At 57.3% G+C, this 21,602-nt stretch carries 20 protein-coding genes, 4 tRNA genes and 1 pseudogene; 5 read left to right on the plus strand and 20 right to left on the minus strand.

Features of this window, described 5'->3' with window-relative positions:
• Nucleotides 1–20 precede the first annotated feature (20 nt).
• From AB4N76_RS03805 to AB4N76_RS03850, 10 genes are all read right to left on the minus strand, one after another.
• Nucleotides 21–1,892, minus strand: coding sequence for a SurA N-terminal domain-containing protein (locus AB4N76_RS03805; protein WP_077431772.1), 1,872 nt, complete (start codon nt 1,890–1,892; stop codon nt 21–23).
• 233 nt (nt 1,893–2,125) lie between these two features.
• Nucleotides 2,126–2,398, minus strand: a complete 273-nt coding sequence (locus AB4N76_RS03810; RefSeq protein ID WP_002552737.1) for an HU family DNA-binding protein — start codon at nt 2,396–2,398, stop codon at nt 2,126–2,128.
• 153 nt (nt 2,399–2,551) lie between these two features.
• On the minus strand, nt 2,552–4,948 hold the full coding sequence (gene lon, locus AB4N76_RS03815) for an endopeptidase La (RefSeq protein ID WP_046032564.1): 2,397 nt from the start codon (nt 4,946–4,948) through the stop codon (nt 2,552–2,554).
• A gap of 239 nt (nt 4,949–5,187) precedes the next feature.
• Nucleotides 5,188–6,471 carry an ATP-dependent Clp protease ATP-binding subunit ClpX gene (clpX, locus tag AB4N76_RS03820; protein ID WP_046032565.1) on the minus strand — a complete coding sequence of 428 codons (1,284 nt, stop codon included), beginning with the start codon at nt 6,469–6,471 and terminating at the stop codon, nt 5,188–5,190.
• Nucleotides 6,472–6,583: 112 nt separating this feature from the next.
• On the minus strand, nt 6,584–7,219 hold the full coding sequence (gene clpP, locus AB4N76_RS03825) for an ATP-dependent Clp endopeptidase proteolytic subunit ClpP (protein WP_015094302.1): 636 nt from the start codon (nt 7,217–7,219) through the stop codon (nt 6,584–6,586).
• A gap of 93 nt (nt 7,220–7,312) precedes the next feature.
• Nucleotides 7,313–8,623 (minus strand): trigger factor, encoded by a 1,311-nt coding sequence (tig, locus tag AB4N76_RS03830; RefSeq protein WP_460164176.1) that lies wholly within the window; start codon nt 8,621–8,623, stop codon nt 7,313–7,315.
• A 402-nt stretch (nt 8,624–9,025) separates the two neighbouring features.
• A tRNA-His gene (locus tag AB4N76_RS03835) sits at nt 9,026–9,101 on the minus strand.
• Between the two features lie 77 nt (nt 9,102–9,178).
• A tRNA-Leu gene (locus AB4N76_RS03840) sits at nt 9,179–9,263 on the minus strand.
• Between the two features lie 55 nt (nt 9,264–9,318).
• Nucleotides 9,319–9,394, minus strand: a tRNA-His gene (locus tag AB4N76_RS03845).
• A 32-nt stretch (nt 9,395–9,426) separates the two neighbouring features.
• Nucleotides 9,427–9,503 (minus strand) — tRNA-Arg (locus tag AB4N76_RS03850).
• A gap of 274 nt (nt 9,504–9,777) precedes the next feature.
• Between AB4N76_RS03850 and folD the strand changes: the two genes are divergently transcribed.
• Entirely contained in the window at nt 9,778–10,632 is an 855-nt protein-coding gene (gene folD, locus AB4N76_RS03855) for a bifunctional methylenetetrahydrofolate dehydrogenase/methenyltetrahydrofolate cyclohydrolase FolD (protein ID WP_460164177.1), read from the plus strand.
• Between the two features lie 235 nt (nt 10,633–10,867).
• A complete protein-coding gene (gene pbpG, locus AB4N76_RS03860) occupies nt 10,868–11,806 on the plus strand; it encodes a D-alanyl-D-alanine endopeptidase (RefSeq protein ID WP_046032568.1) in 939 nt (312 codons plus the stop codon).
• Nucleotides 11,807–11,861: 55 nt separating this feature from the next.
• Here the strand turns inward: pbpG and AB4N76_RS03865 are convergent, their stop codons facing one another.
• The 3 genes and pseudogenes from AB4N76_RS03865 to AB4N76_RS03875 form a co-directional block, all read right to left on the minus strand.
• Nucleotides 11,862–12,077: a hypothetical protein gene (locus AB4N76_RS03865; RefSeq protein ID WP_046032569.1), complete on the minus strand. Its 216-nt coding sequence runs from the start codon at nt 12,075–12,077 to the stop codon at nt 11,862–11,864.
• Nucleotides 12,078–12,094: 17 nt separating this feature from the next.
• Entirely contained in the window at nt 12,095–12,301 is a 207-nt protein-coding gene (locus AB4N76_RS03870) for a DUF6021 family protein (protein WP_027925384.1), read from the minus strand.
• A gap of 105 nt (nt 12,302–12,406) precedes the next feature.
• Nucleotides 12,407–13,121: pseudogene (locus AB4N76_RS03875) on the minus strand (cysteine peptidase family C39 domain-containing protein).
• Nucleotides 13,122–13,287: 166 nt separating this feature from the next.
• On the opposite strand from AB4N76_RS03875, the gene AB4N76_RS03880 reads away from it, so the two are divergent.
• On the plus strand, nt 13,288–13,458 hold the full coding sequence (locus AB4N76_RS03880) for a hypothetical protein (RefSeq protein ID WP_460164178.1): 171 nt from the start codon (nt 13,288–13,290) through the stop codon (nt 13,456–13,458).
• Between the two features lie 68 nt (nt 13,459–13,526).
• Here the strand turns inward: AB4N76_RS03880 and AB4N76_RS03885 are convergent, their stop codons facing one another.
• Together AB4N76_RS03885 and AB4N76_RS03890 are read right to left on the minus strand one after the other, a co-directional pair.
• Nucleotides 13,527–14,276, minus strand: coding sequence for a TerC family protein (locus AB4N76_RS03885; RefSeq protein WP_046032571.1), 750 nt, complete (start codon nt 14,274–14,276; stop codon nt 13,527–13,529).
• 26 nt (nt 14,277–14,302) lie between these two features.
• On the minus strand, nt 14,303–14,539 hold the full coding sequence (locus AB4N76_RS03890; RefSeq protein WP_046032572.1) for a hypothetical protein: 237 nt from the start codon (nt 14,537–14,539) through the stop codon (nt 14,303–14,305).
• Nucleotides 14,540–14,674: 135 nt separating this feature from the next.
• On the opposite strand from AB4N76_RS03890, the gene nhaR reads away from it, so the two are divergent.
• On the plus strand, nt 14,675–15,604 hold the full coding sequence (gene nhaR / locus AB4N76_RS03895) for a transcriptional activator NhaR (protein ID WP_046032573.1): 930 nt from the start codon (nt 14,675–14,677) through the stop codon (nt 15,602–15,604).
• On the opposite strand, the gene AB4N76_RS03900 is transcribed toward nhaR, so the two are convergent.
• The gene (locus AB4N76_RS03900; protein WP_046032574.1) at nt 15,579–16,733 is read right to left on the minus strand and encodes an MFS transporter; all 1,155 of its coding nucleotides are present in this window, start codon (nt 16,731–16,733) and stop codon (nt 15,579–15,581) included. The two genes, nhaR and AB4N76_RS03900, sit on opposite strands and share 26 nt — an antisense overlap.
• 367 nt (nt 16,734–17,100) lie before the next feature.
• Here AB4N76_RS03900 and sstT point away from each other — a divergent pair, with 367 nt between their 5' ends.
• On the plus strand, nt 17,101–18,333 hold the full coding sequence (gene sstT, locus AB4N76_RS03905; protein WP_109786668.1) for a serine/threonine transporter SstT: 1,233 nt from the start codon (nt 17,101–17,103) through the stop codon (nt 18,331–18,333).
• A 186-nt stretch (nt 18,334–18,519) separates the two neighbouring features.
• Here the strand turns inward: sstT and AB4N76_RS03910 are convergent, their stop codons facing one another.
• From AB4N76_RS03910 to AB4N76_RS03925, 4 genes are all read right to left on the minus strand, one after another.
• The gene (locus tag AB4N76_RS03910) at nt 18,520–19,029 is read right to left on the minus strand and encodes a DUF1993 domain-containing protein (protein WP_046032575.1); all 510 of its coding nucleotides are present in this window, start codon (nt 19,027–19,029) and stop codon (nt 18,520–18,522) included.
• A gap of 87 nt (nt 19,030–19,116) precedes the next feature.
• Nucleotides 19,117–20,526 (minus strand): ArnT family glycosyltransferase, encoded by a 1,410-nt coding sequence (locus AB4N76_RS03915; RefSeq protein WP_109786647.1) that lies wholly within the window; start codon nt 20,524–20,526, stop codon nt 19,117–19,119.
• A gap of 3 nt (nt 20,527–20,529) precedes the next feature.
• Nucleotides 20,530–20,808 (minus strand): lipid-A-disaccharide synthase N-terminal domain-containing protein, encoded by a 279-nt coding sequence (locus AB4N76_RS03920; protein ID WP_109786648.1) that lies wholly within the window; start codon nt 20,806–20,808, stop codon nt 20,530–20,532.
• Complete coding sequence (locus AB4N76_RS03925) at nt 20,805–21,545, minus strand: glycosyltransferase family 2 protein (protein ID WP_046032578.1); 741 nt, start codon at nt 21,543–21,545, stop codon at nt 20,805–20,807. The genes AB4N76_RS03920 and AB4N76_RS03925 overlap by 4 nt, the downstream gene beginning before the upstream one ends.
• Nucleotides 21,546–21,602: the final 57 nt, after the last annotated feature.

Below are 21,602 nucleotides of genomic sequence, written 5' to 3' on the forward strand. Positions count from 1 at the left end.
AGCAATGAGCTAATCAGGCATCAGTAACGCTTGATGTCAGCTTCGCTTTCCAACTGCTTGCGGTAAGCCGCGAAGTCCTGCTGGCCAATGCGCGAGGCGAGGAAGCGACGGTATTGAGCCTTCTCTTCATCGGTCGGCGCGGCCGCTTCGTTCACGTTATTCAAGCGCACGATCACCAGGCTACCATCGGCCAGGGTCACGCTGCTGAAAGTCGGCTTGTCCTTGGCGGCTGGTTTTGGCATCCGGAACAGCGCTTGCAGCACGGTTGGGTCAACCCCTTCCTGAGCGCGGGTAGCCGCTTCGATCACTTTCCAGTTCTGGCCTTCAATGGCTTTGTCCAGTGGGGTCTTGCCGTCGCGCAGGCTGGCAATCAGCTGTTCAGCCTTGGTCTTGGCGGCAGAGCTGGCGTGCTCCTTGGCCAATTGCGTGCGAATGGCGACATTCACGCTTTCCAGCGGCAATTGTGCAGGCTTGAGGTGTTCCTTGGCGCGCAGCACGATCACGGTTTCCGGATCGAGCTCGATGGCGGTGCTGTTGGCACCTTCATCCAGCACTTCAGGACTGAACGCAGCGGTGATCACGGCACGGTTGGCTGCAATCCCCTCACCGCCTTCACGACCAAACGGCTTGGAGGTGTGAACAGTCAGCTTCAGGTCTTGTGCTGGCTGGGCCAGATCGGACGCTTCGAACGAGGCGTCTTCCAATTGTTTGGTCGCCTCGACGAACCGCTGCTCCACTTGCTGGGCTTTCAGCTCACGGGTCAGCTTGTCTTTCAGGCTGGCAAACGTTGGCACTTCAGGTGCTTCCACACCCAACAGCTTGATCAGGTGGAAACCGAAGTCAGTACGAACCGGCTCGGAGACTTGATCCTTGTTCAGCGAATACAGGGCTTTTTCGAAGACCGGGTCGTAGACACCTGGACCTGCGTAGCCAAGGTCGCCGCCATTGTTGGCCGAACCCGGGTCCTGGGAGAACTCTTTGGCCAAGGCCTCGAATTTCTCACCTTTGGCCAGGCGCGCCTGCACTTCTTCGATCTTGGCCTTGGCTTGCGCCTCGGTCATCTTGTCGTTCACTTCGATCAGAATGTGCGCAGCCCGACGCTGTTCGGACAGGTTCGCGATTTCTTTCTGATACGCCGCTTGCAGGTCTTCGTCCTTGACGCTGACTTGATCAAAGAAGGAAGCCTTCTTCAATTCCAGGTAATCGATGACCACCTGATCCGGCGTCATGAACTCCTTGGCGTGTTCGTCGTAGTAGGCTTTGACTTCATCGTCGGTCAGCTTCACAGCCGCCGGGTCAACCTTGACGTTCAGGGAGGCGAAATCACGGGTCTGTTTTTCCAGACGAGCGAAGGCCAGCACCTGGGCGTCGGTGACGAATCCGCTACCTGCCAGGCCAGCACGCAGCTGACCAATCAGCATTTCCTGAGCCAGCATCTGGCGGAACTGCATACGGCTGTAACCGAGCTGACGGATCACCTGATCGAAACGCTCAGGGCTGAACTTGCCGTCGACCTGGAATTCAGGCGTCTGCAGGATTACTTGGTCCAGGGCGCCTTCGGAGAAAGCGAATTTCGAGTTCTGTGCGCCTTGCAGCAGCAATTTACGGTCGATCAAGCCTTTGAGGGCCGATTCGCGCAGCATTTTTTCATCCAGCAAGGAAGCGTCGAAATCCTTGCCCAGCTGTTGCATGAGCTGACGGCGTTGCATATCAACCGCTTGGCTCAGCTCGTTCTGGCTGATTTCTTCGCCATTGACCTTGGCCGCATCATTGCTGTGCGTGGTGGCCTTGAAAATGGCATCGAAACCGGTCAAAGCCATCAATGCAACGACGACCCCGATGATGGTCTTGGCAATCCAGCCTTGTGAATTGTCCCTGATATTCTGCAGCATGCGTCCCCCAGAAACGGTTGAACTTCAAAAATTAGGCAACCGTGGAGCGTGGGTAGAATCCGGATAGAAGAAAGGCGCATCCGGGGATGCGCCTTCTCGTAACTGGCGGAGCGGACCGAGGGTTCGAACTTGCGACCCTCAGTGTCTCAGACCGGCATTCGCCGGCTGGACTACCGCTCCGCTGCCAGGTCAGGCATGACCCCGACCCGGATAGGCAAAAACCTGAATCGAGCTTAGTTGACAGCTTCTTTCAGTGCTTTACCGGCTTTGAAACCTGGTTTTTTGGCTGCCGCGATTTCCAGTGTCTTACCGGTCTGTGGGTTACGACCAATGCGAGCTGGACGATCAGTTACGGAGAAAGTACCGAAACCAACCAGAACAACGGAGTCGCCAGCCTTGAGAGCGCCAGTGACGGATTCGATTACTGCGTCCAGCGCACGGCCAGCAGCAGCTTTCGGGATATCAGCGGATGCAGCGATAGCATCAATCAGTTCCGACTTGTTCACTCTAAGTCCCCTTATATCTATCTATTTGAGTATGATTCTAAGTTTTTTTGGTGAAAGCAAAAACGTGTGCTGAATGGCCTACAGACACTTAAGAGCCGCTTTATAACAAGGGCTCTAAAAAGCTGTCAAGGAAGCCACCCGGCCAAATGCGTACTAATGCGTGCTAATTCTTTCCTTAGAGTCAGACTCGCGTTTTTCATCCTTTGCAACTATCTCAGGAGCCACATCAGGCAGGGGCTCCGGCGCGTATTGCAGCGCAATTTGCAGGACCTCGTCAATCCATTTAACCGGTTTAATCTGCAGATCTTGCTTGATATTGTCAGGAATTTCCTTCAGATCGCGTACGTTCTCTTCAGGAATGATCACTGTCTTGATTCCGCCACGGTGAGCGGCCAGCAGTTTTTCTTTCAAACCACCAATGGCCAGCACCTGACCACGCAGGGTGATTTCACCCGTCATGGCGACGTCCGCACGCACCGGGATCCCGGTCAGTGCCGATACCAGGGCCGTGCACATGCCTACGCCAGCGCTAGGACCGTCTTTCGGGGTCGCCCCTTCCGGCATGTGAATATGCGTGTCGCGCTTCTCGTGGAAGTCCAGGGGAATCCCCAGGCTCTTCGCACGACTACGAACCACGGTCAACGCTGCAGTGATCGATTCGACCATCACATCACCCAGGGAACCGGTCTTGATCAATTGACCTTTACCCGGGACCACGGCGGCTTCAATGGTCAGCAGCTCGCCACCCACTTGAGTCCATGCCAGCCCGGTCACTTGACCGATCTGATCCTGCGACTCAGCCAGGCCGTAGCGGAATTTACGCACGCCCAGGAAGTGTTCGAGCATCTCGGCAGTGACCTTCACCGAGAAGCGTTTTTCCATCGCATGCTCTTTGACCGCCTTGCGGCAAACCTTGGCAATCTGGCGCTCCAGCCCACGCACACCGGCTTCGCGGGTGTAGTAACGGATGATGTCGCGGATCGCTTCGGCGTCGAATTCCAGCTCGCCTTTCTTCAAGCCGTTGGCAGTGATCTGCTTCGGCGAGAGGTATTTGACGGCGATGTTGATTTTCTCGTCTTCGGTGTAGCCCGGCAGACGAATCACTTCCATCCGGTCCAGCAATGCCGGCGGGATGTTCATGGAGTTCGAGGTGCACAGGAACATCACATCGGACAGGTCGTAGTCGACTTCCAGGTAGTGATCGTTGAAGTTGTGGTTCTGCTCGGGGTCGAGCACTTCCAGCAACGCCGACGCCGGATCGCCACGCATGTCGCTGCCCATCTTGTCGATTTCATCAAGCAGGAACAGCGGGTTGCGGACGCCCACCTTTGTCATCTTTTGAATCAATCTTCCTGGCATCGAACCGATGTAAGTACGGCGATGGCCACGAATTTCAGCCTCATCACGCACACCACCAAGGGCCATGCGCACGAATTTGCGGTTGGTGGCGTGGGCAATCGACTCCGCCAGCGAGGTTTTACCCACGCCCGGAGGACCGACCAGGCACAACACCGGGCCACGAATTTTCTTCACGCGTTTTTGCACGGCGAGGTATTCGAGGATCCGCTCTTTGACTTCTTCCAGACCGTAGTGGTCGGCGTCGAGAATGTCCTCGGCGCGCGCAAGGTCCAGACGGACTTTGCTCTGGGCCTTCCACGGCACCTGAACCAGCCAGTCGATATACGAACGCACCACGGTCGCTTCCGCGGACATTGGCGACATTTGCTTTAGTTTGTTCAGTTCAGCCTGGGCTTTGGCCAAGGCATCTTTGGGCAGGCCAGCGGCATCGATGCGCTTTTTCAGCTCTTCGATTTCGTTGTGGCCTTCGTCGCTGTCGCCGAGCTCCTTCTGAATGGCCTTCATCTGCTCATTCAGGTAGTACTCGCGCTGACTGCGCTCCATTTGCTTTTTGACGCGACCACGAATGCGTTTTTCAACTTGCAGCAGGTCAATCTCGGCATCCAGCAGCGCCAGAACGTGCTCGACACGGGCCGACAAATCGATGATTTCGAGAATTTCCTGCTTCTGCTCGATCTTCAGGGCCATGTGCGCGGCCATGGTGTCGACCAGGCGGCCTGGCTCGTCGATGCTGTTGAGCGACGACAGCACTTCAGCCGGGACTTTCTTGCCCAACTGTACATATTGTTCGAACTGAGCCAGCAGGCTGCGAACAAAGACTTCCGACTCGCGCTCAGGCGCGTCGACTTCATCGATCAGCGAGACTTCGGCGCGGCAGTGGCCGTCCACTTCGCTGAAGCGCTCCACGGCGCCCCGCTGCTCGCCTTCGACCAAAACCTTGACCGTGCCGTCAGGCAGCTTGAGCAGCTGTAGAACGGTTGCAATAGTACCTACGCGATAAAGTGCATCTTCACCGGGATCGTCGTCAGCAGGGTTTCTCTGAGCCAGCAGAAGGATCTGCTTGTCGCCCGTCATCGCTGCCTCGAGGGCTTCGATGGATTTCTCGCGCCCCACGAACAGCGGGATAACCATGTGCGGATAAACCACAACATCACGCAATGGCAGGAGAGGCAATTCGATGGTTGTCTTCATGATTTCGCCTCTACGGCGGCCATAAGGCCGTAAACAGATGGAAGTAAGCTTGAAACCAAGATGGGGGCTGCTCTGGAAAAAAACAAGCGGATAAAAGCAGTAAAAGATCGCAACCTTAGGAAGCTAAGGGAATGGATGGCTGTCAGGTCGCTTTCGCTGCGGTGCGGCGATCCGACAATCCAGCGCCCACAATAGCAAAGGGGCCCGAAGGCCCCTTCTTTGTTCCGGCTGCATGACGCTTAAGCGTCTGGCGCGGCCTTGGCAGCAGGCTCACTGTTTTCGTAGATATACAGTGGCTTGGACTTGCCTTCTATAACGCTTTCGTCGATCACTACTTTACTCACCTCGGACTGCGAGGGGATTTCATACATAGTGTCGAGCAATACACCTTCGAGAATCGAACGCAGTCCACGGGCACCGGTCTTGCGTTCCAGGGCACGTTTGGCGACTGATTTCAGTGCGTCAGTCCTGAACTCCAGGTCCACACCTTCCATCTCGAACAGCTTGGCATACTGCTTGGTCAGAGCATTTTTCGGCTCGGTGAGAATCTGCATCAGCGCAGCCTCATCAAGCTCGTCCAGCGTGGCAAGTACCGGCAGACGTCCGACGAATTCCGGGATCAGACCGAACTTGACCAGATCGTCAGGCTCGACTTCACGCAGGGACTCACCGACTTTCTTGCCTTCTTCCTTGCTGCGTACTTCTGCGTTGAAGCCGATGCCACCCTTGGTGGAACGGTTTTGAATAACCTTTTCCAGACCGGAGAACGCACCACCGCAGATGAACAGGATGTTACGGGTGTCAACCTGCAGGAACTCCTGCTGCGGATGCTTGCGGCCACCTTGCGGCGGAACGGAAGCGACCGTGCCTTCGATCAACTTGAGCAGGGCCTGCTGCACGCCCTCACCGGAAACGTCCCGGGTGATCGACGGGTTGTCAGACTTGCGCGAGATCTTGTCGATCTCATCAATGTAGACAATGCCCATCTGGGCTTTTTCTACGTCGTAATCGCACTTCTGCAGCAGCTTCTGAATGATGTTCTCGACATCTTCACCCACATAACCCGCCTCGGTGAGGGTGGTTGCGTCGGCGATGGTGAACGGAACGTTCAGCAAGCGGGCCAGTGTTTCGGCAAGCAGGGTTTTACCCGAGCCTGTCGGGCCGATCAGCAAGATGTTGCTCTTGCCAAGCTCGACGTCGTCATTCTTTTTGTCACGCTGGTTCAGGCGCTTGTAGTGGTTGTACACCGCTACGGCCAGAACCTTTTTCGCACGCTCCTGACCAATCACGTACTGATCAAGGATGCCGCTGATTTCTTTAGGCGAAGGCAATTTATGCGCGCTGCTTTCGGCCTGGGCTTCCTGCACCTCCTCACGGATGATGTCATTGCACAGGTCGACGCACTCGTCGCAGATAAAGACCGAGGGGCCGGCAATCAATTTGCGTACTTCATGCTGGCTTTTGCCACAGAAGGAGCAATAGAGCAGCTTGCCGTTGTCCTCGCCGTTGCGGGTGTCAGTCATTCGTTCGATCCAAATCCGATAGGCTTGCAACACAAGATGAAGGCTATTGCGGGCTTTTTCAAGCCCGCTGGTGATCGGACGAGCCGACCAACCCTATTTTGAGTTGCTTATATTAAGCGGGGCGCTGGCTGATCACTTCATCGATCAACCCGTACTCACGTGCAGCGTCTGCACTCATGAAATTATCGCGGTTGGTATCGCGCTCGATTTCCTCAAGCGTGCGCCCGCTGTGCTTGGCCATCAGCGTGTTGAGACGCTCACGAATGAAGAGGATTTCCTTGGCATGGATTTCGATATCCGAAGCCTGGCCCTGGAAACCGCCCAGTGGCTGGTGAATCATCACACGCGAGTTCGGCAGGCAGTAACGCTTGCCCTGGGCACCGGCGGTCAACAGGAACGCGCCCATGCTGCACGCCTGACCGATACAGGTGGTCGACACGTTTGGCTTGATGAACTGCATGGTGTCGTAGATCGACATGCCAGCCGTCACCGAACCGCCCGGGGAGTTGATATAGAGATGGATGTCCTTGTCCGGGTTTTCCGCTTCAAGGAACAGCAATTGCGCACAGATCAGGTTGGCCATGTAGTCCTCTACCGGGCCAACCAGAAAGATCACTCGCTCCTTGAGGAGGCGCGAGTAGATGTCGTAGGCGCGCTCGCCACGAGCGGACTGCTCGACAACCATCGGGACCAGGCCGCCTGCGGCCTGGATATCAGAGTTCTGCTGAATATACGAATTACGGAACATGCTCTGCAGTCACTCCCAAATAGTTATGTCTTGAATACGCATAAGCCAGCACGAAGGCTGGCTTATGGTGTGTACTTCTTATCGCAAAAACGATCAGTCGGCTTGTGGAGCTTCTACCGGCTTGACTGCTTCTTCGTAAGAGACCGATTTGTCGGTCACGCTAGCCTTCTGCAGAACAGTATCCACAACTTGTTCTTCCAGCACAACCGAACGGACTTCGTTCAGTTGCTGCTCGTTCTTGTAGTACCAGGACACGACTTGCTCAGGCTCTTGGTAGGCCGAAGCCATTTCCTGAATCATCTCGCGAACGCGGGCTTCGTCAGGCTTGAGGTCGAATTGCTTGACCACTTCAGCAACGATCAGGCCCAGTACTACGCGGCGCTTGGCTTGTTCTTCGAACAGCTCGGCCGGCAGTTGGTCCGGCTTGATGTTGCCGCCGAACTGCTGAACAGCCTGCACGCGCAGACGGTCAACTTCGTTGGACAGCAGAGCCTTAGGCACTTCGATCGGGTTGGTGGCCAGCAGACCGTCCATTACCTGATTCTTGACCTTGGATTTAATCGCCTGGCGCAGTTCGCGCTCCATGTTCTTGCGAACTTCGGTGCGGAAGCCTTCCAGACCGGTTTCCTTGATGCCGAATTGAGCGAAGAATTCTTCGGTCAGCTCTGGCAGTTTTGGCTCGGAAACGGTGTTGACAGTCACGGTGAACTCGGCGGTTTTGCCAGCCAGGTCCAGGTTCTGGTAGTCCTCAGGGAAGGTCAGGTTCAGAACACGCTCTTCGCCGGCTTTAGCGCCAACCAGACCGTCTTCGAAACCAGGGATCATGCGACCCGAACCCAGCACCAGCTGAGTGCCCTTGGCGGAACCGCCAGCGAACACTTCACCGTCAACTTTGCCGACGAAATCGATGTTCAGTTGGTCTTCGTTCTGGGCAGCGCGATCGGCCACTTCGAAACGGGTGTTCTGCTTGCGCAGGATTTCCAGCATTTTGTCCAGATCGGCATCAGCCACGTCAGCGCTCAGGCGCTCTACGGTGATACCTTCGAAACCGGCAACAGTGAACTCAGGGAACACTTCGAATACAGCAACGTATTCCAGGTCCTTGCCCGCTTCCAGGGACTTAGGCTCGATCGAAGGTTGACCAGCCGGGTTCAGCTTCTGCTCAACCACAGCTTCGTAGAAGGAAGACTGGATCACATCGCCTACAGCTTCCTGGCGAGCGTCAGCACCGAAACGGCGCTTGATTTCGCTCATTGGCACTTTGCCTGGACGGAAGCCAGCAATCTTGGCCTTTTGGGCAGTCTGCTGCAGACGCTTGTTGACCTGGCTCTCAATGCGCTCAGCCGGCACGGTGACGCTCATGCGGCGCTCAAGAGCAGTAGTATTTTCAACAGAAACTTGCATGGATATTCCTCGTTGCACAGACGTTAGCCGGCCGTTTCCGACCCCAGAATCAAGGGCATGCATTCTAGTGGGTCAAACTCAAGAAGTCACCCTACTGAAAACGGGTAAAAACGCAGCAGGCAATTTATAGGTGCGAATGCACGAATGCACCTCGCCCCGATGGCAAATACAGCCAATTACGCCAGGGCTCTGCGCCAACCCTTCTATATATAGAAGAGGCTGCCAATCATCTCCCTGACAGCCGATCTTGCAAGCAAGGTCGGCGGGCAGCGCGGCATCATCGAGAAACAAAAATACGACGAAACGCCCCACCCCTGCGACCCAGAACCTGCAGCCGCCAAATACTCGAACCACTGAAACAAAAAAGGCGCCAGACTGTTAAATCTGGCGCCTTTCGAAATATGGGGTGGACGATGGGGATCGAACCCACGACAACGGGAGTCACAATCCCGTGCTCTACCAACTGAGCTACGCCCACCATATTGCCTGTCAAAGAAGCCAAACAACCTCTTTGTAAACCCCAACCACGCCAATCGGCATGAATGAAGCTTTATTTGGTGCGGATGAAGAGACTCGAACTCTTACGCCTCGCGGCGCTGGAACCTAAATCCAGTGTGTCTACCAATTCCACCACATCCGCATTGAAGCCTTTAAAGCAAAGGCGCCAGACTGTTAATCTGGCGCCTTTCGAAATATGGGGTGGACGATGGGGATCGAACCCACGACAACGGGAGTCACAATCCCGTGCTCTACCAACTGAGCTACGCCCACCATATTGCGCTACTTGTGCCAAAGCTGCCTAATGGCGCACCCGGCAGGACTCGAACCTGCGACCATCCGCTTAGAAGGCGGATGCTCTATCCAGCTGAGCTACGGGCGCCTTGTTAGCTGTAACCTTGGAGGACTACAAACTAAGTGCTTTCCAGTCTTGCGGAATCGTAACTCCGTTCGACCTTCCCAACCAGTGCTAGGCTGTGCCCGACAAGTGCGACGAATAGTATAGAGCCCCCCGGAGGTCGTCAAATCCTTTTTAAAAAAAATTCATTTAATTAAAGGAGTTAGGGGAATTTGCAGACCAAGCGCCTTTGCCCTCACCTCATGACATGCGAGAATGCGTTCTCTTTTTTTCCCCTCTCGATGGTTAATCACGCGCAATGACTGCACAACTAATCGACGGCAAATCGATCGCCGCCAGCCTGCGCCAGCAGATCGCCAAACGCGTTACCGAACGTCGCCAGCAAGGTCTGCGCACGCCGGGGCTCGCGGTGATCCTGGTCGGCAGCGATCCCGCCTCTCAGGTTTATGTCTCGCACAAGCGTAAAGACTGTGAAGAGGTCGGCTTTATCTCCCAAGCCTATGACCTGCCTTCCGAAACCACTCAAGAAGCACTGACCGATCTGATCGATCGTCTGAACGACGACCCGGCAATCGACGGCGTTCTGCTTCAGCTTCCTTTACCGGAACACCTGGACGCCTCCAAATTGCTGGAGCGCATTCGTCCGGACAAAGACGTCGACGGCTTCCACCCTTATAACGTCGGTCGCCTGGCCCAACGTATTCCGCTGCTGCGCCCCTGCACCCCTAAAGGCATCATGACCTTGCTGGAAAGCACCGGTGCCGATCTCTACGGGATGGATGCCGTGATTGTCGGCGCGTCCAACATTGTTGGCCGCCCGATGGCGATGGAGTTGCTGCTGGCCGGTTGCACCGTGACCGTTACCCACCGCTTCACCAAGGATCTGGCTGGCCATGTCGGCCGCGCTGACCTGGTGGTGGTTGCCGCTGGCAAGCCAGGCCTGGTCAAGGGTGAATGGATCAAGGAAGGCGCGATCGTGATCGATGTCGGCATCAATCGCCAGGAAGACGGTAAACTGGTCGGCGACGTGATCTACGAAACCGCCCTGCCCCGTGCTGGCTGGATTACACCCGTACCGGGCGGTGTTGGCCCGATGACCCGTGCCTGCCTGCTGGAAAACACGCTGTACGCGGCCGAAACCCTGCACCGCTAAGTGACAAAGCAGACGTAAATGGCCAATCAAGAACCCCGCTACTGGCGGGGTTTTTTTGCCTGCAGAAAAAGCCCGACCACCCGCCGGAAAATGACATATTTTTCATGTTTCCAAACACTTTCATCTCTTACTGGAACAACCATCGACAGTTATTCAGCCATACTCCAGAATGTCGCGCTTTTTACGAAATAGCCCGTTACAAAACGGCTTATCAACACATAATGAGTCTGCCAGCGTGAAAATCCGTCTTTCGATCCTGAGCCTATTTTTTGCAGTTACAGGAACTTTCATCACGCCAATCGCCAACGCTGGCGATACGACCGCTGCGCCTCGAGATGCAACACATCTCAAACTCGCGTCGGGCAGTTCATTAGTCATGGATATGCAGACCAACAAAATCATCTACGCCAGCAACCCCGACGTAGTGGTCCCTATCGCTTCCGTGAGCAAGTTGATGACCGGCCTGGTCGTGGTTGAAGCGCGCCAGAACATGGACGAAATCATCAACATCAACATCAGTGACACGCCAGAGATGAAAGGGGTGTTTTCCCGAGTCAAGCTCAACAGTGAGATGCCACGCCGGGAAATGCTGCTGATTGCGCTGATGTCTTCGGAAAACCGCGCGGCGGCAAGCCTGGCCCACCACTACCCGGGTGGCTATGCGGCATTCATTGCCGCCATGAACGCCAAGGCCAAGGCACTGGGCATGACCAACACCCACTTCGTCGAACCGACCGGTCTCTCCCCGCACAACGTGTCCACCGCTCGCGACTTGAGCAAACTGCTGGTCGCAGCGCACAAGCAACCGCTATTGACCGAACTGAGTACCACCAAAGAAAAAATCGTGTCGTTCCGCAAGCCCAACTACAGCCTGCAGTTCCGCAATACCGACCACTTGGTGCGCAAAGACGATTGGGACATCCAGCTGACGAAAACCGGCTTCACCAATCAGGCGGGTCACTGCCTGGTGCTGGTCACCAGCATGGGTAACCGCCAGGTTGCGCTGGTCATCCTCGACGCTTACGGCAAGTACACTCACTTTGCCGACGCCACCCGTATTCGCAATTGGGTCGAAACCGGCAAAGGCGCAGACGTGCCGTCGGTGGCCTTGCAGTACAAGTCTGACAAGAACCTCAAGCAACGTCAGAGCGGTGTGATTGAAGCCTCAAAGTAAACCAGCGCTCCCAAAAACAAAGCCCCGAAAAATCGGGGCTTTTTTTGTCTGAGGGTTAATCGTTGGGCAGCGGCATCTGATCGTCGTCAGGAATACCGTCCCCCTTGCTCGGGTCTCTCCAGCCCTCAGGGTGCGCTTTTGGCGACACCGGCCGTGCCAAAGGATCGCGCAGCGGGCTGTTCGGATCCATCACAGGGTCCGTCGCGGTCCCTTCGGGGTTTGTAGGAACGCTGTCCGGACGCTTGTCGTCGAAACTCGAATCGGTAGACATAGGCACCTCATCAGGGCTCAGGGTTTCAGATCAGCCAAGGGGTCGTAAGGCTTCGCTGGTGCCTTGGGATTGTCACCCGGCTTCACGTCCCTGGGTGCCTTGGCCGGACCGATGGGATCGACCTGGGGATCGGCGAGGTCTGGCGAATCGGGATCGAAACCCAGCTCATCGCCCGAAGAATGCTCAGACGAATGCGGGCCGACAGGGGTAGTGGAATGTGCCATGGGCGCCTCCTTGGTACGGCCCGGACAAATCCGGGCCCTGTCCTTTAGAGAGCCGCTGTGCACGGCAGTGCCCTGCAGAATGACGAACGGAGACCTACTGCGCCGTCAGGGCCTTTTTGCCCGCGCAGCTGCTTGCTCCTGACCGGCCTGCCCCAGCTCATTGGCCGCCTTGAGCCAACGCTGCTGATCGACGTTGGCCGGAATCTGATCCGGCTTCAGGATCAGCACGGCCCAGCCGCCAGCGTCCTTGAATGACGATTCAAACGAACTGAAACTCATCAAGTCCCGACGATTCATCCCCGCGCGCAGCAACACGGTCTGCTTCTTACTGTTGTATCCAGCGAGAATGGCGTAGCGCGGCTCAGCCCAGAGCGCCGTACCTTCGGTGAAACGCACCATCACCGGATAGCCGGCGGCGACCTGAGTCAGCAGCGCGGGCAAAGTGTTGTCGAGGGGGTAAACCACCATCCCGTACTCTCGGGCCAGGTTCTGCATGTTCTGCTGTAACTTGTCTTCGGCGCCCGGCAAATGCAGGGGCTTTTCCAGCAAGCCAGGGGTAATGACTATGCCCTGTTGCGCCAACAGGCTGGCCAGCACTTGCGGTCCACTTTGAAAGGCTTGCCCGCGGTAGAACGTACCACTGAGCTCCACCCGCTCCGGCAGACGCTTGATCTCAGGTGCGACGCTCCCGGCGCACCCCGCCAATCCGGCAACGCAGCCAACGATCAGTGCTGCCGTTCGAATTCGAGAAAATACCCGCTCCATGTTCACTCTCTGTTCAGGCGCCAGGCACCACACTCCCGGCTTGGCCGTCGATCATAGGACGACGCGCGGTGCCGGTATAGCTTTAACCGGCAGTTGCGCGCATTCGATAGAGCGAACTCGTTAGTGACAGGCGACCTTTGGTCAATTGTCTGACACACAGCACCGACTAGACTGACAGTTGCAAAGCGTGTGTGCCCGATGCAGGGCAAAGAGGAGGCACGATGAGCCTTGTTATGACGATCGTGATGTTGATTTCCGGCTGGCTGGCCGTTGCCGCCGCCATGTTGTGGGGTGTCCTGCGCATTACCCGACGGCATCATCACCACCCGGTGCAATCAGCGCCTGTGGCCAAAAGCGAAAAACCAGCTGAGCATCACGCCACCTTGCACTGATCGGCCTATTTCAGCCTTCAAAAAAAAGGCCGCCTGAACACTCAGGCGGCCTTTTCGTTTATTGCCGATTAAGCTTCAGTCGCTACGCGCTTCTGCCTGGCCCGGCGGGACATCATGTTCAAGCATTCAATCGTGGCCGAGAACGCCATGGCCGCATAGACGTAGCCTTTCGGTACGTGGGCGCCGAAGCCTTCGGCGATCAGCGTCATGCCGATCATGATCAGGAAGCCCAGCGCCAGCATCACCACCGTCGGGTTGTCGTTGATGAACTTGGCCAATGGATCAGCCGCCAGCAACATCACCAGGACCGACACCACCACCGCAATGATCATGATCGGCAAATGCTCGGTCATGCCGACAGCGGTAATGATGCTGTCGATGGAAAACACCATGTCCAGCATCAGGATCTGACCGATCGCAGCCGCAAAGCCCAGGGTCACAGTGGACGTCGCCGATTTCGGATCTTCCGGCGCCGGGTCCATGCTGTGATGGATCTCGGTGGTCGCCTTCCACAACAGGAACAGGCCGCCGGCAATCAGGATCATGTCCTTCCAGGAGAACGCATGGCCGAGAAGTTCGATCACAGGCGCCGTCAACTGGACGATGAACGCAATGGTGCTCAGCAGTGCCAGGCGCAGGATCAACGCCATGCCGATACCAATACGGCGGGCTTTCTGCCGGTGCTGCTCAGGCAGCTTATTGGTCAGGATCGAGATGAAGATCAGGTTATCGATGCCGAGCACGATTTCCATCACCACCAAAGTAGCCAGGGCGACCCAGGCGGTAGGGCTTGCAGCAAGTTCTAAAAGGTATTCCATGGGTCAGTCCTGACTCGTATTAGACGTTAGATTTCCTGGGATTGGGCTTTGTCTTTCTCTTCACCCGATGACTCTTTTTTGCTGATAACACCGTTAGTGGCGTCGCTGAGCGCTTGTTCGGCGGCTTTGTGGGTCTCGTCAATTGCCTGTTTGGCGCTTTCGGCAGCCTTGCCCATCAGTTGCTGAGCACTTTTTTCCGCCTGGTCGCAACCGGCCAACAGCAGTAAAGACGCGAACAGCACAGCTGTGGTTTTAAGCTTCATGATGTTTCCCTCATTAGAACAAACGGCACCAAAACGATGGCCCGTTGATAGCGACGCATTCTAGGGAGACAAACACTTCAGGAAAATTCGTATTTTTAGCGGTTATACTTCGATTTTTACGAACTGTAGACCGCGATGCTCAACTATCGGCAATTGCATTACTTCTGGGTGGTAGCCAAGACCGGCAGCATCGTGCGCGCCTGCGAGCAGCTCAACCTGACACCACAGACCATCAGCGGGCAGATTTCCCTGCTCGAACAAACCTACGGCATCGAGTTGTTTCGACGGGTCGGCCGACAGCTTGAACTCACCGAGGCGGGCCGTCAGGCCCTGCCCTACGCCGAGCAGATGTTTCAGTTGGGCGGTGAACTGGAGTTGATGCTGCGCGCACAGCCCAACGAGCAGCAGATTCAATTTCGTGTGGGGGTCGCGGACGTCGTGCCCAAGTCGATCGTCTATCGGCTGATCGCGCCGACCATGGAGCTGAGCGAGCCGCTGCGCATCACCTGCCGCGAGGACAAGCTCGAGCGGTTGCTCGCCGACCTGGCAATCCAGCGCCTGGACATGGTGATTTCCGACAGCCCGATGCCCTCGCATCTGGACATCAAGGGCTATAGCCAGAAACTCGGGGAATGCGGGATCAGCTTCTTTGCCACGGCGGAACTGGCCGCGCAGCACGGTCAGGATTTCCCCCGCGGCCTGCACGGCGCGCCACTGTTGATTCCGGGGCCGGAAACCGTGGTGCGCAACCGCTTGCAGCGCTGGTTCGCCGAGCAGCAAATCCAGCCGCGCATTGTCGGCGAGTTCGACGACAGTGCGCTGATGCAGGCTTTCGGTCAGTCCGGCAGCGGGATCTTCATCGGCCCGAGCGTGATTGCCGATGAAGTGAAACGCCAATGTGGCGTGGAGTTGATTGGCCAGACCGACGCCGTGACCGAGTCGTTCTACGCCATTTCAGTGGAGCGCAAGGTCAAGCACCCCGGCATCGTGGCGATTACCGAAGGCGCCCGACGCCAGTTGTTTACCGACCTTTCAACCGTCAGGCGTAAATCTCACGAGGCTTGAAGGTCATCAGCGCAATGGCCAGCAGAATCGAAGCAAGGATAAAACCGGCCGCCGCAAAACCAAGGCCTTGCAACCCGACACTGTCGATAACCCGGCCGCCAACGATGGCGCCCAGGCCGATGCCGAGGTTGGCCCCGGCAATGTTCAGCGACGCGGCGAACGCCGGGGCCTCGGGCGCGGCCTTCATCAGGCGCACGTGGCTGACCAGGAACAGCGCCGCCTGAGTCACGCCCCAGATACCCATCGCCGCCGCCAGACCGAGGGGCGAATGGATATTTGGCACCAGCGTTACCAGGCCGGAAATCATGAAGGCACAGAACATCATCGAAGCGATAAGCGGATGGCGGTCCACCGCGCGACCGCCCAGCGAATTACCGATCAGTCCGACCGCGCCAAAGCCCATCAGGCACCAGCCGACCACCGTGCCGTTGAAACCGGCCAGGCGCTCAAGAATGTCCGCCAGGTAGGTGTACGCGGTAAACATCCCGCTGAAGACCACAATCGACAGCAGCACGTGGCCGAGCATCAGCGGGCTGCGCAGGATTTTGAATTGCGAACGGAAACTCACCTGATGCTGATGCAGATCGGTTTTGGGCAGGTAAATGAACAGCAGCAAGGCTTTGGCAAAGGCAATGACAGCGAGAATACCGAAGGCACTGCGCCAGCCGAATGCATCGGAAATCAGCGTGCCCACCGGAATGCCGAACACCGTGGCGCAGACAATCCCGAAACCGATCTTGGCGATGGCCCGCCCGGCGTAATCGGGGCCGACGATGTCCACCGCCGTCTCGCTGGCCAGGGCCCAGAACACCGGCAACCCGAGCGCAGGAATCAACCGGGCAAATGCCATCACCCAGATATTGGGCGCAAAGGCCGCGAGGGTATTGGCCAGACCGAACATGATCAGCACGCTGATGAACAGTTTACGGCGCTCAAACCTGGCGAAGTAGGCGGTCAGGAACGGTCCGAAGGCGGCGACGGTGAAGGCAAACAACGTCACCAGCAACCCCGCTTGCGGGATCGAGACGTCCAGGTCCCGGGCGATGGCCGGCAACAGGCCGACGATGACGAATTCCGTGGTCAGCACCGTAAAACCGGCGGCGGACAACAGAAGAATGGGCAACAGCATGCAGAGCTCCAGAAAACGACGACACCAGCGATAGCCCGAAGGCCCACTGGCAACTTGAAAGTGAGGATGGCGAATCTTAACAGAGTGATTCAAAACAGGGTTGCACGAACCTGCCTATCTCGTTGAACGCCATAGCGTCAGTTGCTCACAGGTCTGAAAGAACGGTCCTGCGCTGTGATAAAGTCCGCGCCCTGCAAAATGTACACCCTGTGGTTAATGCCGATCAGTTAAACCAAAACGCAATTTTTGTGTGATGGCTGACTGATCGGCACTACACCCCTTTCCGGTTTCCCGCCTGTGGCCTGCCCCCGTTTATTGCCGCAAACCTGCGAAACCTTGCACTTATAAAAAATCAGAGATGCTGTTTATGACTGCTTCATCCCCTTCTCTATTGCAACGCCTGAAACGCACCAGCCTGGTGACGCAAATCGTTATCGGCCTGCTCGCCGGTATTGCCTTGGCCCTGTTCGCGCCTGAAGTGGCGAAGTCCACGGCGTTTATTGGCAAAGTCTTCGTCAGCGCATTGAAAGCAGTCGCGCCGATTTTGGTGTTCGTGTTGGTCATGGCCTCGATTGCCAACCATAAACACGGTCAGGAAACACATATCCGGCCGATTCTGTTCCTGTACCTGCTGGGGACTTTCGCTGCCGCGGTGGTCGCCGTCGTGGCCAGCATGATGTTCCCGTCGAGTCTGGTGCTGTCCACCCAGGACGTCGCAGTGACGGCACCGGGCGGTATTGGCGAAGTCCTGCAAAGCCTGCTGCTGAGCGTGGTTGATAACCCGATCAGCGCACTGATGAACGCCAACTTCATCGGCATCCTGGCGTGGGCGATCGGCATGGGCATCGCCATTCGCCACGCCGGCGACACCACCCGCGAAGTACTGGGTGACTTGTCCAATGGCGTGACCGTGATCGTGCGCGTGGTGATTCGCTTCGCCCCGCTGGGGATCTTCGGCCTGGTGTCCTCGACCCTGGCCACCTCCGGTTTTGGTGCCTTGATCGGCTACGCACACCTGCTGGCCGTGCTGCTGGGCTGCATGCTGTTCGTGGCGCTGGTGATGAACCCGCTGATCGTGTTCTGGAAGGTGCGTCGCAACCCTTATCCGCTGGTGCTGACCTGCCTGCGTGAGAGCGGCATTACCGCGTTCTTCACGCGCAGTTCGGCGGCGAACATTCCGGTCAACCTGGAGCTGAGCAAGCGCCTGGGCCTGCACGAAGACACCTACTCGGTATCGATCCCGCTGGGCGCGACCATCAACATGGCCGGCGCGGCGATCACCATCACTGTGCTGACCTTGGCAGCCGTGCACACCTTGGGCATCGCCGTGGACATTCCGACGGCCATTCTGCTGAGCGTCGTCGCAGCGATCTGTGCCTGTGGCGCTTCGGGCGTGGCCGGCGGTTCGCTGTTGCTGATTCCGCTGGCGTGCAGCCTGTTCGGCATTCCTAGCGAAATCGCCATGCAGGTGGTGGCGGTCGGTTTCATCATTGGTGTATTGCAGGATTCGGCGGAGACCGCGCTGAACTCCTCCACGGACGTGCTGTTTACCGCCGCGGCGTGCCTGGGCGAAGAACAGAAAGCCGAACGTTTGGCCTGACACAAACCCTTGTAGGAGCGAGCCTGCTCGCGATAGCGTTCAATCATTCAACATAGATGTCGCCTGATACTCCACCATCGCGAGCAGGCTCACTCCTACAGGAACCGTGGTGTAGCTGATAAATGCGTACACATGAAAAAGCCCCCGCAGCTTAAGGCTCCGGGGGCTTTTTTGTACCTGGACGGTTTAGAACGCGCCCATGAAATCGCGCTTGCCCACTTCCACACCGTTGTGACGCAGCAATGCGTAAGTGGTGGTGACGTGGAAGAAGAACTGCGGCAGGCCGTAGGTCAGCAGGTAAGCCTGGCCACTGAAGCGCTTCTCTTTAGGGGTACCCGGACGGGTAACGATCTCGATGCCTTCCTTGCCGTTGATCTGCTCCGGCTTGATCTCGCCGATGAAGGCCAGAACCTTGGCGATCAGTGCTTGCAGCTCAGCGAAGGTGGTTTCGGTGTCGTCGTACTTCGGCAGCTCGATTTCGGCCAGGCGCGAGGAAACGCCTTTGGCGAAATCAACGGCGATCTGTACCTGACGCACCAGTGGGAACATGTCCGGGTACAGACGTGCCTGCAGGAATGCGTTCGGGTCAATGTTCTTGGCAGTGGCGTGGGCTTCGGCCTTGTTCAGCACATCGCTCAGGGCATTGAGCATTTGCTTGAAAACAGGAACAGAAGCGTCGTACAGGGCGATGGTCATGGCAGGTCTCGTGTGGTGACAGGAGGGAAACGTCGGCCGATTATAGCCATGCGCAGCCCTCCTCCGACCGCTCTTTTTAAGCGGCGATCAACGGCACTCGCCACCCAAACGAACAAGGACCGCGCCCCGTTCCGGTTTCAGATAAGGTTTGACCGCGCCAACGGCGCACGACACCAGGTTCTGTAGCTCTGGCTGGAGCGGCTCCTGCATGAACAACAACCCCGCGGGCCGGGACTCTCCCTGCAACTGCTCCACCGTCAACGCAGCAACCGGCCGGCCCAGGTAATAGACCAGACGGATATCCGGCTCGCCGAGGGTGTAGGCTTTTTGGCCCGGTTGCCCTGCGGCCAATGTCGCGACCTGTTCCAGGCCAGCGACCCGGTGAGCCAGTACCCGCGCTTCAACGAACATGTAGAACACAACGAACCCGGCCAGCATCACGTAGGGCACAACCGCCAGGACCGTGCGCCAGCGCCCCTTCAGATCATCGAGCACTGCCGCCCAGTGCATGGCCAGCAGCAACGCCATGGACGGGTAAACCGGCAACAGGTACTTGCCGTGCTTTTCGGTGAACATCGAGAAAACCAGCAGCGGCAGCAGCGTGCAACACAGCAGCATGGCCGCTTCACGGCGCGATCGGATCATTGCCCAGAACTTGCGCGGCTGCACAAACACAATCAGCCAGAATGGAAAGAAATCACCGGCCAGGTACAGTAGATACGCGTACCAGGCCTCGGCGCCCTGCCCGTCAATCTTCTTCACGATGTCTTCGCTGATGATCGACGCCCAGATGCCCCAGCCCTGACTTACCGACACCGCCACGTACCAGGAACTGCCCAGCACCACGGCAATCAACCAGCCCCAACCGTCACACAGGTAAGCCTTGGCCCGCGCATCGCGGTAGATCAAGGCGTACGTCAGAATCGGCGCCGTCACCCACAACAGGCACACCGGGCCTTTCGTCAGCAGTGCACAGCCAAGCAGGACGTAGCTGAGGCGGCGCCAGACATCCCGGCCCTGCAGGAAGATGAACTGCCACGCTGCCAGCAATGCGCCAAAGCACAGCAGGGTCAGCAGCATTTCGATTTCAGAGCGGCGGGCGAACAGACTGAAAGCACCGTTGGCGGCCAGAAACACCACGGCGAACAAACCGACCTGGCGCCCGGCCTGCCTGACGCCGTACCAATACGTGCCGAGGCAGCACAACATCGCGGCCAGCGCCGACGGCAGGCGCACACTCCACTCGGACAAACTGCCCAGCACGGCCGTCGACACCAGGCCCGCCCAATAGAAAAACGGCGGTTTGGACAGGTACAAATCGCCGTTCATGTACGGCAGCAACCAGCTCCCGGCTTCGCGCATTTCCCGCACGGTGACAGCGCGACGAGCCTCGTTGACACTGAGGAACGGCACGCTACCCAATCCCCAGAAAAACAGCAGCGCAATGGCGATCGCCGCAAGTAACGTGATATTCCGGGTCGATAACGATCCGCGCATGACCTACTCCTTCAGGCTTTTGCTTTTGGCGATCAACTGCAAATTGCGAAAATAGACGATTGAACCGAAGGCCTGCCCGACAATGAACACCGGGTCCTCACGGTAAATGGCGTACGCGAGCAACAGGGTGCTGCCGACGATGCTCAGGTACCAGAAGCTCACCGGGATCACGCTGCGTTTTTTGTACTCGCTGTACAGCCACTGCAGGATAAAGCGGCCGGTAAAGGCGATCTGGCCAATAAAACCGACTGCCAGCCACATGGCTTCGCGGGAAAGATTCATCCTTCAATCTCCTGCGCATGGGTGTTCAGGCGCGTGCGTTTGATCAGCCACCAGACGCCGATCAGGTCGAGAATGCCCACCAGGGCGCGGTCGAGATTGCCGTACTTGGACACCCCGGCGGTGCGCGGGCGGTGGTTGACCGGATGAACGATCATTCGGCCGTTATGGCGCTGGATCAGCGCCGGGATATAGCGATGCATGTGGTCGAAGTACGGCAGGCGCAAAAACGCAGCACGCTCGATCAACTTCAAGCCGCATCCCGTGTCCGGGGTGGAATCCTTGAGCAGTCGGCTGCGCAGGCCGTTGGCGAGACGCGAAGCCCAGCGCTTGCTCGCGGTATCGCGGCGATTGACCCGGTGCCCAGCCACCAATTGCACATCGACGCGTCCCGGCTCACCGCGCACCAGTGCCAGCATACCGGGGATGTCCGCCGGGTCGTTTTGCCCGTCGCCATCGAGTGTGGCCAGCCATTGTCCGCGCGCTTCGAACGCCGCGTGGTAAAGCGAAGTGCTCTGCCCCAGCGAACGTTCATGGTGCAGGATACGCAATGCGTCCAGCCCGTTGTGCCGCATTTGCCGCAGTTCGTGCAAGGTGGCGTCGGTGCTGCCATCGTCAACGACGATGATTTCGTAAGCCTCATCGGCCAACGCCACGCGGATTTCCTCAAGCAGTGGCCTGAGGTTGTTTGCTTCGTTTTTGGCTGGAATCAGTACAGATACAAAAATGTCTTGGTTCATGGAGTCTCTCTCGCCTTTATTGGTTTTTTGTAAGCAGAGGCGAATGAAGGTGTCGTA

Source organism: Pseudomonas sp. S2_F03, from assembly GCF_054668335.1.

Bases quoted from the DNA above. Each gene is read 5' to 3' on its own strand.
- clpX (WP_046032565.1), bottom strand. From the start codon at position 6,471: ATGACTGACACCCGCAACGGCGAGGACAACGGCAAGCTGCTCTATTGC.
- AB4N76_RS03865 (WP_046032569.1), bottom strand. From the start codon at position 12,077: ATGTCTACCGATTCGAGTTTCGACGACAAGCGTCCGGACAGCGTTCCT.
- AB4N76_RS03900 (WP_046032574.1), bottom strand. From the start codon at position 16,733: ATGCTGTTGCCCATTCTTCTGTTGTCCGCCGCCGGTTTTACGGTGCTG.
- tig (WP_460164176.1), bottom strand. From the start codon at position 8,623: ATGCAAGTTTCTGTTGAAAATACTACTGCTCTTGAGCGCCGCATGAGC.
- AB4N76_RS03925 (WP_046032578.1), bottom strand. From the start codon at position 21,545: ATGAACCAAGACATTTTTGTATCTGTACTGATTCCAGCCAAAAACGAA.
- AB4N76_RS03910 (WP_046032575.1), bottom strand. From the start codon at position 19,029: ATGACCATCGCCCTGTACGACGCTTCTGTTCCTGTTTTCAAGCAAATG.
- lon (WP_046032564.1), bottom strand. From the start codon at position 4,948: ATGAAGACAACCATCGAATTGCCTCTCCTGCCATTGCGTGATGTTGTG.
- nhaR (WP_046032573.1), top strand. From the start codon at position 14,675: ATGCTCAACTATCGGCAATTGCATTACTTCTGGGTGGTAGCCAAGACC.
- clpP (WP_015094302.1), bottom strand. From the start codon at position 7,219: ATGTTCCGTAATTCGTATATTCAGCAGAACTCTGATATCCAGGCCGCA.
- AB4N76_RS03890 (WP_046032572.1), bottom strand. From the start codon at position 14,539: ATGAAGCTTAAAACCACAGCTGTGCTGTTCGCGTCTTTACTGCTGTTG.
- AB4N76_RS03870 (WP_027925384.1), bottom strand. From the start codon at position 12,301: ATGGCACATTCCACTACCCCTGTCGGCCCGCATTCGTCTGAGCATTCT.
- AB4N76_RS03915 (WP_109786647.1), bottom strand. From the start codon at position 20,526: ATGCGCGGATCGTTATCGACCCGGAATATCACGTTACTTGCGGCGATC.
- AB4N76_RS03805 (WP_077431772.1), bottom strand. From the start codon at position 1,892: ATGCTGCAGAATATCAGGGACAATTCACAAGGCTGGATTGCCAAGACC.
- folD (WP_460164177.1), top strand. From the start codon at position 9,778: ATGACTGCACAACTAATCGACGGCAAATCGATCGCCGCCAGCCTGCGC.
- sstT (WP_109786668.1), top strand. From the start codon at position 17,101: ATGACTGCTTCATCCCCTTCTCTATTGCAACGCCTGAAACGCACCAGC.
- AB4N76_RS03880 (WP_460164178.1), top strand. From the start codon at position 13,288: ATGAGCCTTGTTATGACGATCGTGATGTTGATTTCCGGCTGGCTGGCC.
- AB4N76_RS03885 (WP_046032571.1), bottom strand. From the start codon at position 14,276: ATGGAATACCTTTTAGAACTTGCTGCAAGCCCTACCGCCTGGGTCGCC.
- AB4N76_RS03920 (WP_109786648.1), bottom strand. From the start codon at position 20,808: ATGAATCTTTCCCGCGAAGCCATGTGGCTGGCAGTCGGTTTTATTGGC.